Below are 16,675 nucleotides of genomic sequence, written 5' to 3'. Positions count from 1 at the left end.
CACGTCCTGCGGGGAGCCCGCGGGCCCCGGCCCTAGGATGCAATCAATCGGCTGGCCGCCGGATGCCCAGCCCGCCCGGAAGGTCGCCATGCGCCGCGTCGTCGCTTTTCTGTGTCTGGTGGAACTTACCAGCGGGATCCTGCAGGGTTACTACACTCCCATCCTCACGGACATCGCCCGGCACCTGGGGATCCACGACGCCGACGTCAACTGGTTCGAGGCCGCCCAGCTGACGGTCAGCGCCCTGGCCGTGCCGGTGCTCGCGAAACTGGGAGACCTGTACGGACACCGCAGGGTCCTGCTCGTCTCCACCGCGCTCACCGCCGCCGCGTCCTGGGGCGTGGCGCTGGCGCCGGATTTCTGGACGTTCCTCGGGGCGTGGTCGCTGCAGGGCTTCTACGTGGTCTGGCTGCCGCTGGAAATCGCCCTCGTCTTCAGCCGGGTGCACGGGCTGCCCGACGGCGCCGCCCACACCCGCCGCGCGGCCGGCGCCCTCGTCGGCGCGCTGGAACTCGGTGTCATCGCCGGAGCCCTGGCGGCCGGGGCACTCGTGGAAGTCTTCGCCGGGCAACTGCAGTTGGTGCTGATGCTTCCGGCCCTGGCTGTGACGGCATGCTGGTTCGCCATCCGCTTCGGGGTGCCGGAGTCCACCGAACGCAGCGGCGGCAGGGTGGACACCCGCGGCTTCGCGCTGCTCGCCGTCGGCCTCCTGCTGATCACCTCCGGCCTGACCTTCATGCGGCTGGGCGGCCCTGGAGCGTGGTGGGCCTGGGCGCTGCTTGCGGCCGGCCTGCTGGTCTTCGTCCCGTTCACCCGCGTTGAGCTGGGCCGCGAAGATCCGCTGGTGGACATCCGGATGCTGCGGTCCAAGGCCATGTGGCCGGTGCAACTGACCGCGGGGCTCTTCGGGGTGTCCGTGCTGGGCGCCCAGGCCCCGCTCTCCACCTTTGCCCGGACCGATCCGGCACTGCACGGCTACGGGCTGGGGCTGCGCGCCGGCCAGGTCTCGATCATTATCGGCGTGTACGTGCTGGCGCTGCTGGTGGGGGCCCTGCTATACCCCGTAGTGACGCGCCGGCTTACCCCGCGCTGGACCCTGGTGGGCGCCGCCGCCCTCGTCGGGCTCGGTTACCTGCTCTTCCTGCCCTTCCACGACAGCCTGGCCGAGGCGCTGGCCAACATGGCGGTGGCCGGCATCGGCTCCGGCGCGCTCGTGGCGGCGCTGCCCTCGGCGGCGGCCGCTGCGGCGCCGCTGAACCGGACCGCGATGGCGACGGGCCTGACCAACACGACCAAGACCATCGGCGGGGCGTTCGCGTCGGCGGTGTTCGGCATTGCCCTGCTCAGCCATGTCCTGGGCGACGCCGGTGCTGCGGCCGCCGGGCAGACCGCGGCGCCGCTGGCCGGCTACCTGACGGTGTGGACCATCTGCGGGGTCACCGGACTGGCCGCTGCCGCTGCCCTGGTTCTGGTGCCCAGGCTGGCCTTCTCCGACCCGGACCCGACACCCGCAGATGAGCCAGCTTCCGCACCCCTCTAGCTCGCACTAGTTGTGCGAGCTAGTCGGGGGAGGGGGAAGCAGCTAGTTGCGGAGCGCCGGGGCCTCGTCCGGCTCATCGAGCAGGTCGACGTCGGCCGCGGCGCCCAAGGGCGCGGGCTGGGCCCGGCGGCCGTGGGCGGACCTGCCGCCGTTGGCCTTCTGCAGTGCCTTGCGTTCACGCCGGCCCTCCACCAGCCGGTACAGCACCGGCACGAGGATCAGTGTCAGCGCGGTGGAGGAAATCAGGCCGCCGATCACCACGATGGCCAGCGGCTGCGAGATGAAGCCGCCGCCGCCGGTCAGACCCAGTGCCATCGGGGTCAGCGCGAACACGGTGGCCAGGGCGGTCATCAGGATCGGCCGGAGCCGCTGCCGGGCGCCGTGCGTGATGGCGTCCGCCACGCTCATGCCGGGTTCGCCGTTGCGGGGCTGCCGGTATTGGTTGATCAGGTCGATCAGCACGATCGCGTTGGTCACCACAATGCCCACCAGCATCAGCATGCCGATCAGCGACGGCAGCCCCAGCGGAACGCCGGTCACCAGCAGCAGCGCGATGGCGCCGGTGGCAGCGAAGGGGATCGAGACCAGCAGGATCAGCGGCTGCACAAGCGATTTGAACGCGGCGACCATGATCACGTAGACAATGGCGATCGCGGCCAGCAGCGCCAGTCCCAGCTGGCCGAAGGACTCGGCCTGCTGCGTGGTGGCGCCGCCGATTTCCGCGGTCACGCCCGGCGGCAGCTGGACCGACTTGAGCCGGGCCTGCACCTCCGTGCTCACCGCGCCGAGGTTACCGCCCGACGGCGTGACGGACACGCGCGCGGTCCGCTGGCCGTTGCTGGCCGTGATTGAGACCGGGACGTCGGCTTGTTCCACCGAGGCGATCGAGGACAGCGGAACCGGGCCCCGGGCCGTCGGCAGCGGGAGGTCCCGGACGGCGCCGATGCTGGTGAAGCGGGTGCCCTCGCCGATCCGGACAGGGTAGTCGTTAGTGCCGATCCGGACGGTGCCTGCCGGGACCGGGCTGATCGTGGCGGCCAGCACGCCGGCGACCTGCTGCTCGTTCAGGCCGGCCGCGACAGCCTTGGCGCGGTCCACCTTGACCTGGACCACAGGCTGGCTCGAAGCCAGGTTGGTGCTGACCTCGGAGGAGCCGGGGACGCCGTCCATCGCCTTGACCATGGCGTCGCTGGCGGTCTTGAGGTCGGCGGAACTGGCGGCCTTGAGCGTGATGTCGACGGTCGACGTCGTGCCGAATCCGCCCTGCTGGGAGCCGACGGTGATCTTGCCGGCGTCGGAGATCTTGGCGAGTTCACTGCGGACGGTGTCCTGCAGCTTGCCCTGCTTGGCCGACTCGTCCGTGACGACGGTGAAGCTGGAATTCGCCGCCCCGGTGGACTGCAGCGCGGAGAAACCGGACTGGGCGTTGCCGGTGGTGACCTGCACGTCCTTGATCCCGTCGCTGCCACGCAATACCTTCTCGACCTTGACGGCCGCGGCGCTGCCTTCGGAAAGGCTGGTGCCGGCGGGAAGGGCCTGCTTTACCGTCATGCTGTTTTCGCCGGAGCGGCCCAGCAGGTCGGTGGCGAGCAACGGGGTCATCGCCACCGTGCCGCCGAGGACCAGGACAGCCGCGACCAGGGTGATCACGGGATGCCGCTGAGTCTTGGTCAGGACCGGGAGGTAGCCGCGCTGCAGGAAGCTGCGCTGCTCGGCCTCGTGGGCTTTGGCGGCCGTCTCGCGGGCGGAGGCTTCGGACACCGCAGTGCCGGCCTTATCCGATGGGGTCCGCAGGAACCAGTACGCCAGCACCGGGACGATGGTCAGCGAGACCAGCAGCGAGGAGACCAGGGCGATCGTGACGGTGAGGGCGAACGGCCGGAACAGCTCCCCGGCGAGTCCGGCCACGAACGCGATCGGCAGGAAGACCGCCACGGTCGTGAGGGTGGACGCGGTAATCGCGCCGGCGACTTCCCGGATGGAGGTCAGGATGGCGGTAATCTTCTGCTCGCCGTAGCTCAGGTGCCGCTTGATGTTCTCGATCACCACGATCGAGTCGTCCACCACACGTCCGATCGCGATGGTCAGCGCGCCGAGGGTCAGGATGTTCAGCGAATACCCGGTCGCCGAGAGCCCGATGAAGGTGATCAGCAAAGACAGCGGGATGGACACGGCCGTGACCAGGGTCGAGCGCACCGAGAGCAGGAACAGCAGGATGACGGCGACGGCGAAGCCCAGGCCCAGGAGCCCCTCGGTGGTGAGGTCCTTGATGGACTTTTCGATGAAGGGCGCCTGGTCGAAGACGGGCGTGAACTTGGCGTTGGATCCCAGCTCGGCCTCAAGCTGCGGGATGGAGTCCTTCACCGCGTGGGAGATGCCCACCGTGTCGCCCTCGGGCTTCTTCGTGACCGAGACGGCGAGGGTTTCCTTGCCATTGGTGCGGGTGATCGAGGTGCGGGCGTCCTCGGTGATGCTGACGTCCGACACGCTGCCGATTGTCGCGGCGCTGCGGGCGCCTCCCAGAGGCAGGGCCTTGACCGCGTCGAGGGAGTCCACCGGGCTGCCGATCTGCAGCGAGAGCGTCTTGCCCTGCTCCTCGATACTGCCGGCCGGGACCAGGCTGCCGTTGTTCTTCAGCGCCTCGGAAATGGACCCGATGGTGACGCCGGAGGCGGCCATGGCCGCCGGCCGCGGCATGATCTCGATGTGCTGGGTGGCACCGCCGGTCACCTCGGCCCCGCGCACGCCGTCGAGCTTCTGCAGCCGCGGCACGCTCAGGCGGGCCAGGTCCGCATTGAGTTCGCTCAGCGGCTTGTCCGAGGAGACCGCGAGGTAGACGATCGGGAAGTCGCTGATGCTGCCGGCGATTGCCTGCGGCTGGACGTCCTTCGGCAGCGCCTGCTTGGCATTGGAGATGGCGCGGTCGATCTGGTTCCGGGCGCGGTCCAGATTGGAGCCGTAGGTGAAGGCCAAGGTGATCTGCGAGACGCCGTTGCGGGACGTCGACGACGTCGACTCCAGTCCCTCGACGCCGTTCAAGGCTGTCTCCAGCGGCCCGCTGACCTGTTTGTCGACCACCTCCGGCGAGGCCCCGGGCATCGAGGTGATGACCGTGATCTGCGGGAACTCGATGGACGGGATGAGCTCCTGCTTGAGCGAGGTCATCGTGATCACCCCGAAGACCGACGCGAAGACGGTGATCAGCGCAATCAGCGCCCGGTTTGCTAGCGAGAGCTGGGCCAGCCGGAACATCTCATGGTCTCCTGGTGGGTCTACGGGCAGGCGTCAATGCATGACGTCAAGGGGTACAACGTGCCGCAACCCGGAAGGGTTTCAGCGGGTGGCGCTGACCGGCTCCAGCTGGAGTGCCGCGGCCGTCTCGGCCTCGAGCTTGGCAGCGAGGTCCGGGTTCTCGTTGAGCTTGATGCCGTAACCAGGCATCATCTCCTTGAGCTTGGCCTGCCAGCCCTTGAAGCTCTTGGGGAAGGACTTCTGGAGCAGCTCAATCATGATCGGCACGGCGGTGGAGGCGCCCGGGGAAGCGCCAAGTAGCGCCCCGATGCTGCCGTCTCGTCCGGCGATGACCTCGGTGCCGAACTGCAGCACGCCGCCCTTCTTCGGATCCTTCTTGATGATCTGGACCCGCTGGCCGGCCGTGATCAGCTCCCAGTCGCCGTCTTTGGCCTCCGGGTAGTACTCGCGCAGGGCCTCGACCTTGGCGCCGTGCCGCTTGGCGACTTCCTTGACCAGATACGCCGTCAGATCCATGTTGTCCTTGGCCACGGCCAGCATCGGGATGATGTTGGAGGGGCGGATGGACAGCGGCAGGTCCAGGTAGGAGCCGTTCTTCAGGAAGTTCGTGGAGAAGCCGGCGTACGGGCCAAACAGCAGGGAGCGCTTGCCGTTGACGAACCGGGTGTCCAGGTGCGGGACGGACATGGGCGGGGCGCCCACGGAGGCCTGGCCGTAGACCTTGGCACTGTGCTGGGCGGCGAGGGTCTCGTCCGTGCAGCGGAAGAACTGGCCGGAGACCGGGAAGCCGCCGTAGCCCTTGCTTTCCGGGATGCCGGAGGCCTGCAGCAGGTGCAGGGCTCCGCCGCCGGCGCCGACGAAGACGAATTTCGCGTGGATGGAGCCGTGCTCACCGGAACTCGGGTGCTTGAGCGCAAGGTCCCAGCCGCCGTCGGAGGCCCGGCTGATGCCGGTGACGCCGTGGCCGTAGTTGATTTCCACGCCGTTGTTGCCGAGGTAGCCGGTCAGCTCGCGGGTCAGGGCGCCGAAGTCGACGTCGGTGCCCTCCGCAGCGCGGGTGGCGGCGATGTGCTGCTTGGGGTCGCGGCCCTTGACGATCAGCGGGGCCCACTTGGCGATCTGGGCGTGGTCCTCGGAATACTCCATGGAGCGGAACAGCGGGTTTGGCTTGAGCGCCTCGTAGCGGGTCCGCAGGAACTTGGCGTTGGCGTCGCCGACCACGAAACTCATATGCGGCACGGTGTTGATGAAGCCCTTGGGAGAGCCGATCAGGGAGTTGGTGACCAGATGGGACCAGAACTGGCGGGAAAGCTGGAACTGCTCGTTGATCTGCAGAGCCTTCGACGGGTCCACCGAGCCGTCCTTGGCCGCGGGGGAGTAGTTGAGCTCACACAGCGCGGCGTGCCCGGTGCCGGCGTTGTTCCACGGTCCGGAGCTTTCCAGGCCCGGCTGGTCCAGGCGCTCGAACAGGGAGATGGTCCAGTTCGGCTCCAGCTGCTTGAGGAAAGCGCCCAGCGTGGCGCTCATGATGCCGCCGCCGATCAGGACGACGTCGGCGTGTTGGGTCTTGGAAATGAAAGTCACAATCAGTCTCCGATAGCAGCGGCTCTGGCTGTCACAGAATATCCCCGCACGGCCCACTAACTGAAATTGGGCCCTGCCGTCAAGGCTTTAACTCGACGTTGGTGAAAACTTCGTTCAGGACCGGTGACGCCGGGTATTTCAGGACCCGGTCGGACAGCGCCAGCGCCGAGATCGGGAATGCAATCGGTACCGCCGGTACCGTTGCGGCAATCTGGGCGTTGATGGTCTGGTACTGCTCCGTCCGCTCCTTGCCGTCCGGCAGGCCGCGTGCGCGGGAGATCTTGGAGAACACCTGGGGATCCTGGTAGCCGAACTCGCCGGTGTTTTCGCCGAAGAGCGGGCCCACGAAGTTGTCAGGGTCGGCGTAGGAGCCGTTCCAGCCGAGAATGTGCAGGGCATGGTCACCGGGCGAGGTGACTTTCTGGAGATAGCCGTCGGACCATTCGATCGGAACGGGCTTGATGTTGAGTCCGACGGCGGTGAGCTGCCGGCTGATCTCCGCGTAGACCTTCTCGGGGGTTGGAAGGTAGGGGCGGGCGACGTTGAGCGGGTAGTAGAACTTCAGCTCCTCGCCCTTGTAACCGGCGTCGGCCAGCAGCTCCTTTGCCTTGTTCGGGTCGTAGCCAAGCGAGGGGGCGTTGTTGTTGAAGCCGCTCAGCTTCGGCGGAACGAACTGCGAGGCCGCCGCGGTGTTGTCGATGAAGAACTTCCGGATCAGGGTGTCCTTGTCCAGGGCCATCTCAATCGCTTGGCGGACTTTGAGGTTCCGCAGGACCGGCACCTGCTGGTTCATGCCCAGGTACATCACCGAAAACGGATCGCGAAGGATGATCTGCTTGCCGCGCTTGACCAGCTGGTCGAAGTTTCCCACCGTCACCGAATCGTAGGCGTCGATCTTGCCGTCGAACAGTGCCTGCATCCGGGTCTGCGGCTGGTCGTACGTGACGAAGTGGACGGTGCCGATCTGGCCCTTGTCGCCCCAGTAGCCCTTGTAGCTGTTCAGGGTGACGGTGTTGTTGTCCCAGGAACTGAAAACGAACGGTCCGGTTCCCACCGGGTGCAGGGCATAGGCGGAGAGCGGCTGGCCCTCGCGGCTCTGGTTGAGCGCGTCGGCGGAGCGGGCGGCCATGGCCTTTGGCGAGGAAATCGCGAAGGCGGGCAGGGTAAGCGCCTGCAGGAAGCCGGTGAACGGCTGGGTGAGGTCGATCCGGACGCTGCTTGCCGACAGTGCGGTACAGCCCTTGTAGATGGACAGCGACGCCTGGTCCGCGTGGGCCATGAACACGCCCTTGAACGTGGTGCCGGGCGCCTGCTTCCGCAGGGCCGCGGGGAAGTTGAACCAGCGCTTGAAGTTGGTGCACACCGCCGCCGCGTCAAAAGCCGTTCCGTCCTGGAACGTCACCTTGTCGCGGAGCTTGAAGGTGTAGGCGCGGCCGTCGCGGCTTGTGGTCCACTCAGTTGCCAGCAGGGGGGTGGGTTTGCCGCTGGTCTGGTCGACGCCGACCAGGCCCTCCAGGATCTGGCGGGTAACACGGTAGGACTCCACGTCGGAGACGAGGGCAGGATCCAGTCCGAGCGGGCGCGAAGCGGTGCCGAAGGTGAAAGTGGCGGTGGGAGCGGCGGCAGAAGCGCTGGCAGAGGACGACGGCGACGGCGTCGGATCCGGTGTCCCGGTGCACGACGCCAGCGGCAACATGAGCAGGACCGCGCTCAAACCGGCAGCGATGCGGCGAACCCGCCTGCGGGGGCCGGTACGGGTGGGCGCGTTACTGCTGGGCACTGAAGGAATCACCTCTGGGGTACGGGAAGGCCGCCGGCTGCGGAACAGCCCCAGTCTAGTTGACCGGCGCGGCGGATTCCCGTCAGGACCGCCGCCACGGTGGGCCGTACACGGGACGGGGACGCGCGGGGCCGGTGGTGCGTGGCCCGGCAACACGCGAAGGCCCGCACCATCCGGTGCGGGCCTTCGTTGCTCCAGGTGGATCCAGGGAGTCAGGCTGGATCCGGGTCAGGAGGGCTTGGGTGTTGCCTACTTCGGCATCAGGACCGAGTCGACCATGTAGACCGTGGCGTTGGCGGTCTTGACGCCGCCGCAGACTACGTTGGCGCCGTCGACCTTGAGCGCGTCCTTGCTGCCGGTGACAGTGACAGAGCCGCCCTGGACAGTCTTGTGGGTGCCCACGATGTCGGCCGGGCTGATCTTGCCCGGGACTACGTGGTAGGTCAGGATCTTGCTCAGCAGGGCATCGTCCGTCTTGAGCTTGTCGATGGTGGCGGCGTCGATCTTCTTGAACGCGTCATCGGTCGGAGCGAAGACAGTGAATTCGCTGCCGTTCAGGGTGTCCACCAGGTTGACCTTGGGGTTGAGCTTGCCGGAGACGGCGGCGGTCAGGGTGGTCAGGATCGGGTTGTTTGAGGCGGCGGTGGCCACCGGATCCAGGGCCATGCCGGAGACCGAACCCTTGCCGTCGGGAACCTGGGCGGCGTAGGCGGCGCAGCCGGAGCCGACGAGGTCAGCGGCCGGGTCCATCGCCGCGGCGGAGGAGCTCATGGACGGCGACGGCGCCATGCTGGACTCCATGGCGGAGCCCGACGGCGAGGAAGCCGGGGCCGAGGAGCTGGAACCCGTGCTGGAACCGCCGCAGGCAGTGAGGCTGAGCATGGCTGCGGCAGCGATACCTGCAACGGCGAAAGTCGTGCGCTTGATGGTCTGCATTTCGATTCTCCTTTGTTGTGCCGATTTCATTGCCTGCAGCGAACATCTTTGCCGCTGTGGCTTTTCTCCGACTGTTGGGCACCGACCCTTGGTTGGTGTCTCAATGGGTATTCGGGCGCTCGGCGGAAAGGGATGGGTGGGATTCGAAATTCTTTTCCGGAGGGCTGTCCGGGAAGCGGGGAAAACCCCCGGTTACGCCGGAATTCCGGGGTTTTCCGCCCCGCCGGGTGAGAGGCAGCCGGCGGTTAAACGCCAGAACCCCGGTCCGAAGACCGGGGTTCTGCTGTGTGCGCAAGGGGGGACTTGAACCCCCACGCCCGAAGGCACAGGAACCTAAATCCTGCGTGTCTGCCAATTTCACCACTCGCGCGCGGTGCCGCCGTCCCGGGTCCCCTAGGGACCCTCGACGGCGTATGCCAGGAACCAGTCTACATTTCGGTTCCGCGGTCCGCCGCCGGGCCCGCGGGTCGGCAAGCAGGTGCTGGCTAGACGTCCAGCTGGAGGTCGCGCAGCAGCTTGGCGACGTGGCCGGTGGCGCGCACGTTGTACTGCGCCAGGGAGACCTTGCCGTCGGGGCCGACCACCACGGTGGAACGGATCAATCCGTCATAGGTGCGGCCGTAGTTCTTCTTCTCACCCCATGCCGCATAGGCCTCGGCCACTGCATGGTCCGGGTCGGAGAGCAGCGGGAAGCTGAGCCGTTCCGCCGCCGCGAAACGGGCGAGCTTTTCGACCGGGTCGGGGGAGATGCCGACGACGTCGTAGCCTGCCCGCTGGAGGGCCGCCAGCGAGTCGCGGAAGTCGCAGGCCTGCTTGGTACACCCCGGGGTGGCAGCCGCGGGATAGAAGTAGACCACGGTGTTCCGGCCGCGGAAGTCCTGCAGGCCCACCTCGTGTCCTGTTGAATCCAACAGCTGGAAGTCCGGTGCGTCGTCTCCGGGAACGAGTCGTTGGGGCATGTTGATCTCCTTGGCAAATGTGCGAAATTCCAGCCTAGTGAGCGCAGGCGCGGTCGACGAATCAGACAATCGCTATACTCTTGGGTATGCCTGATATGGATCGCTGGCCCACGGGCCGCCTATTGTCAACGGCAGCACGCCTTGTGGAACACTCCTGGAACGAGAAGCTGGGGGCCATTGGCCTTACCCATGCCGGGGTCATCGCCATGGAAGTGCTTTCCGCCAACGGACCCATGACGCAAGCGCAATTGGCGCAGCTGGTCCGCGTCCAAGCGCAGACCATGGGCAAGACCTTGAGCCGGCTCGAGGCTCATGGCCACATCTCCCGGGAGCGCAGCGCCTCTGACCGCCGGAGCCACGTCGTGACCCTGACCGAACGCGGCCGTGAAGCCGTCGTAGCGGCCGCGGACATGGAGCGCTCGGTCCTTGCTGCTGCCTCGATCGACCCCGACTCCCTGCGACACGAGCTGCAGTCCGTGGTCCGGGAGCTGGCCAACCGGATGTCCACCACGGAGGCAAAGGCCATCGTCACCGCCGTGGAACCGGGCGTGACGGCCGAAGCTAAGTAGGCCGCCGGCGCCCACCCGCGCCAACTAGGTAGGGCACTGCCGGTGCGTGCACCGGAACGCCCCAGCGGGGACCGGAAAACGAGTACGCGCTACTGGGTTCAACCCGGCCTTGCTGGACGAGCATGGGGCCATGACTAGGTACGTCCTCGAACCCACGTCCTTGGAACATCACTGCCAGTGCTGCGGCGAATCCGCCGTGGCGGTCTTCTGTGAAGACTGCGACCCCCACACGGAAGCACCGGCGGACCGCTAGCGGCAATTCCCCGGAGCCTGCCCGGAGCCCAGCCAGCACCCCTCTCCCGGGCGTCTGGCGCTTCTTCCTCGTGACGCGGCGCGGGCCCGTGTCCATCACCGGACCGGGCGCAGGCCGGACTTAGGATCAAAGCATGGAAGCGCACCCGACTGCGGAACTCGAAGGGCAGACCTCGATCAACGAGCTGCTCGACGAGCCGGTCGGCGCATCCCCGATCCAGCTGGCACTGCCGATCCACTTTCACTTCGCGTCGACCGAACGTAATTAGTGTCGGCCGAACGCTGCTAGCCGGGAAAGCCTTGCCGGCTCACGCCGTGCCGGATACCCGCGGCGCCCTTTGGCCGACGTTCCCGCCCAGTTATTCGCCGCCGCCCCCGGCCGGCACCCCGGCGGGCCGCGGATTGATGCGAAGTTCTTCAGGATCTCAGCTAATCAACTGGGCGGGAGCGCGGCAGGCTCAGGTCGCACGGCCCCCTAATGCGGTACCCAGGCCGTCCCAGGCAAAAAAGAAAACCCCGCCCGGCACGCTTTTCAGTGTGCCGGACGGGGTTTTCCTGGTGGTGCACCCCCCGGGACTCGAACCCGGAACCCATTGATTAAGAGTCAATTGCTCTGCCAGTTGAGCTAGAGGTGCAGCTGTTGTTTTCGTTCCCCTCGGGCTTTTTATTTCCCGCGGTGTTCTCCGCAACGACATGAAACTCTACACGAGATTTGGTGGAGTGTGAAATCGAGCCGCCGGCGGGGTCGTCCGGCTAGCGGGGAACCTCCAAAACCAGCACGAAATCAGGGTTTTGCGCGTTAGTGAGGGCCCAGAGGCGCCCGTCAGGAGCCAGCGCGACGTCGCGAATCCGACCGTATTCGCGTGTGAAATAGGCCACAGGATTGTCCGCAAACTCCCCGCGGAGCTGAACCCTCCAGATCCGTTCGCCGCGGAGCGCACCGAGGTAGGCCGTGTCGCCGATGATTTCGAGTCCGCTGGGCGAGGACTCGGCCGTCGAGGGCCACACCACCTTGGCGTCCTGGAACCCCGCGCGGTGCGGGGCGCCGGTCACGTCCGGCCAGCCGTAGTTGCCGCCGGGGACGATCAGGTTCAGTTCATCGTTGACGTCCGGGCCGAATTCGCTGGCCCATAGCCGTCCGGCGCTGTCCCAGTCGAGTCCCTGGACGTTGCGGTGCCCGAGGCTGTACACGGGGTTGTCGCCGAAAGGATTGCCGGGTGCGGGCTTCCCCTCGGGGGTCAGGCGGAGGATCTTGCCGCCGAGGGCGCTGCGGTCCTGGGGCTCGCCGCTGCGCCGGGCGTCGCCGGTGCCGACATACAGGTAGCCGTCCGGTCCGAAACGGATGCGGCCCCCGTTGTGCGTTCCCGCCTTGGGAATCCCCGAAAAGATCAACTCCGGAGCGCCGAGGTCCGGGCGGCCGTTGGCTCCAAGCCGGAAGCGGGCGATCCGGTTGTCCGCCTCGGCGGTGAAGTAGGCGTAGAGATACCGGGCCTTCCCGGCGTCGGGGGACAGGGCAAGTCCCAGCAGGCCGCCTTCGCCGCCAGGGACGACGCCGGGCACCTTGCCCACCGTGGCGGCGGTGCCGTTTCCGCCCGGCGGCACGGACTTCAGCAGTGCGCTGTCCCGCTCGGAAATGAGGGCAGTGCCGTCCGGAAGGAAGACTGTCGACCAGGGCAGTGTCAGCCCGGCATTGATCCGGGCGACGACGCGCGGCGCCCCCTGGACGGTCTGGGTGCCTCCGGCTTGCGTGCTGCCGGCCGGGCTGCTGGCGGCGCCGCCCGGCGCCCCCGGCGCGGACTGGCTGCCGGAGGATTTAGTACTGGCGGACTGGCTGCCGGCCGACGGGGAAGCGCCCGGGGTGCCGGTGCACCCTGCCACAGCCAGGGACACTACCGCCACCGCCGCCGCCAGGACGGAGCGCCGTGACGGCCGCGGGGACATGGCTACAGCCGTGAACGGCGTGGCGGCCGGAACCCCGCCGCCTCGGCGTGGGCCGCGGAAAGGAACCAGACCTCGGCACGGGTTTCTTCATAAGCGGGGCTGGTCTCGTCGTGGTAGGTCATCGACGAAGCGTTCCCCTTGACGGCAAAGCCCTCCGGGCCGCTTCCGTCCGGGGCCGGTGCCGCCGATCCCTCGCCGTACGGCTGCTCCACGGCCAGGTGCCCGGCCGGTGTTGCGGCGTGGCTGGCCGCCCCCTCGGTGAGGGCCGCCGAGGACGCCGCCTGCGCCGTCTCCAAGTCGGCAGCCTCGGCGGCCGCGGACTCGGCGCCGGGAAGGGTCGGGGCGTGCGGCTCGGTGTATTCAGCGTGGTGCACGCGGGTCGCTTCGGCCGGCTGGTGCTCCGGCGCGGCTGGCGCTGCGGCCGCCCCGGCATCGGGGCTTTCTGCGGCCCCTGACTCCCCGCCGTGTGCGTGGTGGTCGTGGGCTATGTGGGCCCCGTGGGATGCGTCGTGGTGCGGGGCGTGCTCCTCGGGCGGCGGTGTCTCCGACCACTGGGTCTCCCACTCGGCGCCGCCGGCGGCTGCCCCCTCGGCTGCGGAATCGGCGTCGGTGCCCCGGGCCGGTGCGCTCACGGCCGCGTCGTCGGCGGTGGTGGGCGGCTCCGGCTCGGCGTTGCTGAATCCGGCGGCGGACGGCATCCCCGTCGTGGCGGCCGCGGCGGCCGACGCGGCGGCGGTCCCGCCGGAGAGCGCACCGTCGTGGCTTCCCCGGCCTTCCGATGCCTGCCGGGAGGTGTCGGTTCCAGCCCCGGTGGACGGGGAGGTCCCAGCGCCACTGCGGGCATTGTTGCGGTTCAAGAGCCACCACACGACGCCGACAATCACCACGATGACGATGAGCCAGATAATCCAATCCATAGCCGAATCCTTCTGTCCAGGCGGCGGGGTTGCCGTTGCTTGACGTTACGTCCGGCCCGACGCGGCTGTCCAGCGTTCCGGCCCCCGCCCCGTGTAGCCTCGCTGGATGGATTTCAAGAGACTACGGATTCTCCGCGAACTGGCCGACCGCGGCACCGTGGGCGCCACGGCGGAGGCGATGCGGGTGACACCGTCGGCAGTCTCGCAACAGCTCAAGACCCTGCAGGACGAACTCGGCGTGGTCCTGGTCGAGAAGTCCGGCAGGGGAGTGCGGCTGACCGAAGCGGGGCTGGCTATGGCCGGTGCGGCGGCGGAGGTCTCCACCGCCATGGCCCGCGCCGAGGCCACCATCGACACCTACCGGCTCGGCTGGCAGACCCGGGTCAAGGCGGCCTTCTTCCCGAGTGCCGCGGAGATGTTCCTGCCGGGACTGTTGCACCGCGTGAAGGAAATTGACGGTTTGAGGTTCGAGGCGCACTTCGAGGATCCCGGGGTCGCCGGGTTTGCCGCCTTGGCCGCGGACTATGACATTGTGCTGGCCCACAGCGTGGACGGGCCCGAAGTCTTCGCCCGCCAGGGACTCCAGGTGATTCCGCTGCTTGACGAACCGCTGGACGTCGCCGTGCCGGCGGACCACGCCCTGGCCGGCAAGGCGTCACTGCGCGCGGAGGACGTCGTCGGATTCCCCTGGATGGGGGTGCCCGACGGTTTCCCCTTCGACACTGTGCTGCGCCAGATTGAGATGCAGGCGGATTCCCCGGCCGTTCGCGCACAGCTCTTTCCGGACCTGCGCGTCCTGGAGGCCCTGGTCAGCGCCGGGCACGGGCTCAGCCTGCTGCCGCGCTACACCGCCCTGAAGAACCAGGGGAAAGGGTTCGTGCTGCGCCCGCTCACCGGCGTCAAAGCCAGCCGCAGCATCGTGGCCCTCGCGCGTCCGGAGGCCGCGGCCCGGACCACCATCCAGCGCGTGCTTTCGTTGCTCAAATCCGAGGCCCAGGCAGTGGCCGAGGCTCCGGAACTGCGTGATGTGCCTCACGGCGAGTGGGGCCGCGCCGTCGGAATGTCCAAGCAGTGAGACGAGAGTCCACTATTTGGGCGAAATATTCCCGGTTTTAGGCTTAATGCGCCTGTCCGGCTCGTTGCTGCCGACGGTGGCGCCCTAGACTTTGAGCCATGAGTGAGGACACCCAAACAACAACAGTCACCAAACCGGACATCAAGCCCCGCAGCCGGGTCGTTACCGATGGCATCCACGCCGCACCGTCGCGCGGGATGCTCCGGGCGGTCGGCATGGGCGACGATGACTTCGCCAAACCCCAAATTGGCGTGGCCAGCTCGTGGAACGAAATCACTCCCTGCAACCTTTCCCTGAACCGGCTCGCCCAGGGCGCCAAGGAAGGCGTCTTCGCCGCTGGCGGGTTCCCGATGCAGTTCGGTACCATCTCCGTCTCGGACGGCATCTCCATGGGCCACGAGGGCATGCACTTCTCCCTGGTGTCCCGCGAAGTCATCGCCGACTCGGTGGAGACCGTGATGCAGGCCGAGCGCATCGACGGCTCGGTGCTGCTGGCTGGTTGCGACAAGTCCCTGCCCGGCATGCTCATGGCGGCCGCCCGGCTCGACCTCGCGTCGGTCTTCCTCTATGCCGGCTCGATCATGCCCGGCTGGGTCAAGCTCGAGGACGGCTCCGAAAAGGAAGTCACCCTGATCGACGCCTTCGAAGCCGTGGGCGCCTGCGCCGCCGGAAAGATGAGCCGCGGCGACCTGGACCGGATTGAAAAAGCCATCTGCCCCGGCGAAGGTGCCTGCGGCGGGATGTACACGGCCAACACCATGGCCTGCATCGGCGAAGCACTGGGCATGTCCCTTCCCGGCTCCGCCGCGCCGCCCTCTGCAGACCGCCGCCGCGACGTCTTCGCCCACAAGTCCGGCGAGGCCGTCGTCAACCTGCTCCGCCTCGGCATCACAGCCCGGGACATCATGACCAAGAAGGCCTTCGAGAACGCCATCGCCGTCACGATGGCCTTCGGCGGCTCGACCAACGCCGTGCTGCACCTGCTCGCCATCGCCCGTGAAGCAGAAGTGGACCTGAACCTCGAGGACTTCAACCGGATCGGCGACAAGATCCCGCACCTGGGCGACCTCAAGCCCTTCGGCCGCTACGTGATGACCGACGTCGACAAGATCGGCGGTGTGCCGGTCATCATGAAGGCCCTGCTCGACGCCGGCCTGATCCACGGCGACTGCCTCACCGTCACCGGCAAGACCGTGGCCGAGAATCTCGCCTCGATCAACCCGCCGGATCCCGATGGCAAGGTCCTGCGCGCCATGGACAACCCGATCCACAAGACGGGCGGCATCACGATCCTGCACGGCTCGATGGCTCCGGAAGGCGCCGTCGTGAAGAGCGCCGGCTTTGACGCCGACGTCTTTGAGGGCACTGCCCGGGTGTTCGAGCGTGAACAGGGCGCCCTGGATGCTCTCAACAAGGGTCAGATCGCGGCCGGCGACGTCGTCGTCATCCGCTACGAGGGGCCCAAGGGCGGACCCGGCATGCGCGAAATGCTCGCCATCACCGGCGCCATCAAGGGCGCTGGCCTGGGCAAGGATGTCCTGCTGCTCACGGACGGCCGCTTCTCCGGCGGGACCACCGGGCTGTGCATCGGCCACGTCGCACCGGAAGCGGTCGACGGCGGCCCCATCGCCTTCGTCAAGGACGGCGACCGGATCCGTGTCGACATCGCCGCCCGCACCTTCGACCTGTTGGTCGACGGGGCCGAGCTTGAGGCGCGCAAGGTGGGCTGGGAGCCGCTGCCGGCCAAGTTCACCAAGGGTGTGCTCGCCAAGTACGCCAAGCTCGTGCACAGCGCCTCCACCGGCGCCTACTGCGGGTAATTCCTACCGGGGGCTGCGGCGCTAACGCCGCAGCCCCCGGGGCCCCCGGA

General features: G+C 67.8%; 12 protein-coding genes and 2 tRNA genes. 5 read left to right on the top strand and 9 right to left on the bottom strand.

Going from position 1 to position 16,675, the window contains the following annotated elements; translation table 11 throughout:
* The first annotated feature begins 88 nt into the window (after window positions 1-88).
* Window positions 89-1,540: an MFS transporter gene (locus ACUYM2_RS11550; protein ID WP_481601477.1), complete on the top strand. Its 1,452-nt coding sequence runs from the start codon at window positions 89-91 to the stop codon at window positions 1,538-1,540.
* Between the two features lie 42 nt (window positions 1,541-1,582).
* On the opposite strand, the gene ACUYM2_RS11545 is transcribed toward ACUYM2_RS11550, so the two are convergent.
* From ACUYM2_RS11545 to bcp, 6 genes are all read right to left on the bottom strand, one after another.
* A complete protein-coding gene (locus ACUYM2_RS11545; RefSeq protein ID WP_481600180.1) occupies window positions 1,583-4,792 on the bottom strand; it encodes an efflux RND transporter permease subunit in 3,210 nt (1,069 codons plus the stop codon).
* Window positions 4,793-4,873: 81 nt separating this feature from the next.
* A complete protein-coding gene (locus tag ACUYM2_RS11540) occupies window positions 4,874-6,376 on the bottom strand; it encodes a malate:quinone oxidoreductase (protein ID WP_481600179.1) in 1,503 nt (500 codons plus the stop codon).
* Between the two features lie 79 nt (window positions 6,377-6,455).
* Window positions 6,456-8,072: an ABC transporter substrate-binding protein gene (locus ACUYM2_RS11535; RefSeq protein WP_481601476.1), complete on the bottom strand. Its 1,617-nt coding sequence runs from the start codon at window positions 8,070-8,072 to the stop codon at window positions 6,456-6,458.
* A 333-nt stretch (window positions 8,073-8,405) separates the two neighbouring features.
* Window positions 8,406-9,092: a fasciclin domain-containing protein gene (locus ACUYM2_RS11530; RefSeq protein ID WP_481600178.1), complete on the bottom strand. Its 687-nt coding sequence runs from the start codon at window positions 9,090-9,092 to the stop codon at window positions 8,406-8,408.
* Window positions 9,093-9,380: 288 nt separating this feature from the next.
* Window positions 9,381-9,462, bottom strand: a tRNA-Leu gene (locus ACUYM2_RS11525).
* A gap of 115 nt (window positions 9,463-9,577) precedes the next feature.
* The gene (gene bcp / locus ACUYM2_RS11520; RefSeq protein WP_481600177.1) at window positions 9,578-10,051 is read right to left on the bottom strand and encodes a thioredoxin-dependent thiol peroxidase; all 474 of its coding nucleotides are present in this window, start codon (window positions 10,049-10,051) and stop codon (window positions 9,578-9,580) included.
* 95 nt (window positions 10,052-10,146) lie between these two features.
* Here bcp and ACUYM2_RS11515 point away from each other — a divergent pair, with 95 nt between their 5' ends.
* Window positions 10,147-10,620: a MarR family winged helix-turn-helix transcriptional regulator gene (locus tag ACUYM2_RS11515; protein WP_481601475.1), complete on the top strand. Its 474-nt coding sequence runs from the start codon at window positions 10,147-10,149 to the stop codon at window positions 10,618-10,620.
* A gap of 386 nt (window positions 10,621-11,006) precedes the next feature.
* On the top strand, window positions 11,007-11,141 hold the full coding sequence (locus tag ACUYM2_RS11510; RefSeq protein WP_481600176.1) for a hypothetical protein: 135 nt from the start codon (window positions 11,007-11,009) through the stop codon (window positions 11,139-11,141).
* A gap of 290 nt (window positions 11,142-11,431) precedes the next feature.
* Here ACUYM2_RS11510 and ACUYM2_RS11505 read toward each other — a convergent pair.
* From ACUYM2_RS11505 to ACUYM2_RS11495, 3 genes are all read right to left on the bottom strand, one after another.
* Window positions 11,432-11,507 (bottom strand) — tRNA-Lys (locus tag ACUYM2_RS11505).
* Between the two features lie 118 nt (window positions 11,508-11,625).
* Window positions 11,626-12,813: a PQQ-dependent sugar dehydrogenase gene (locus ACUYM2_RS11500; RefSeq protein WP_481600175.1), complete on the bottom strand. Its 1,188-nt coding sequence runs from the start codon at window positions 12,811-12,813 to the stop codon at window positions 11,626-11,628.
* 2 nt (window positions 12,814-12,815) lie between these two features.
* Entirely contained in the window at window positions 12,816-13,730 is a 915-nt protein-coding gene (locus tag ACUYM2_RS11495) for a sunset domain-containing protein (protein WP_481600174.1), read from the bottom strand.
* A 106-nt stretch (window positions 13,731-13,836) separates the two neighbouring features.
* Here ACUYM2_RS11495 and ACUYM2_RS11490 point away from each other — a divergent pair, with 106 nt between their 5' ends.
* Window positions 13,837-14,805, top strand: coding sequence for a LysR family transcriptional regulator (locus ACUYM2_RS11490; RefSeq protein WP_481600173.1), 969 nt, complete (start codon window positions 13,837-13,839; stop codon window positions 14,803-14,805).
* A gap of 98 nt (window positions 14,806-14,903) precedes the next feature.
* Window positions 14,904-16,625 (top strand): dihydroxy-acid dehydratase, encoded by a 1,722-nt coding sequence (ilvD, locus tag ACUYM2_RS11485; protein ID WP_481600172.1) that lies wholly within the window; start codon window positions 14,904-14,906, stop codon window positions 16,623-16,625.
* The last annotated feature ends 50 nt before the right edge of the window (window positions 16,626-16,675 follow it).

This window comes from Arthrobacter sp. SD1074B (assembly GCF_056780195.1).
This window is presented reverse-complemented; position numbering and strand designations above follow the sequence as displayed.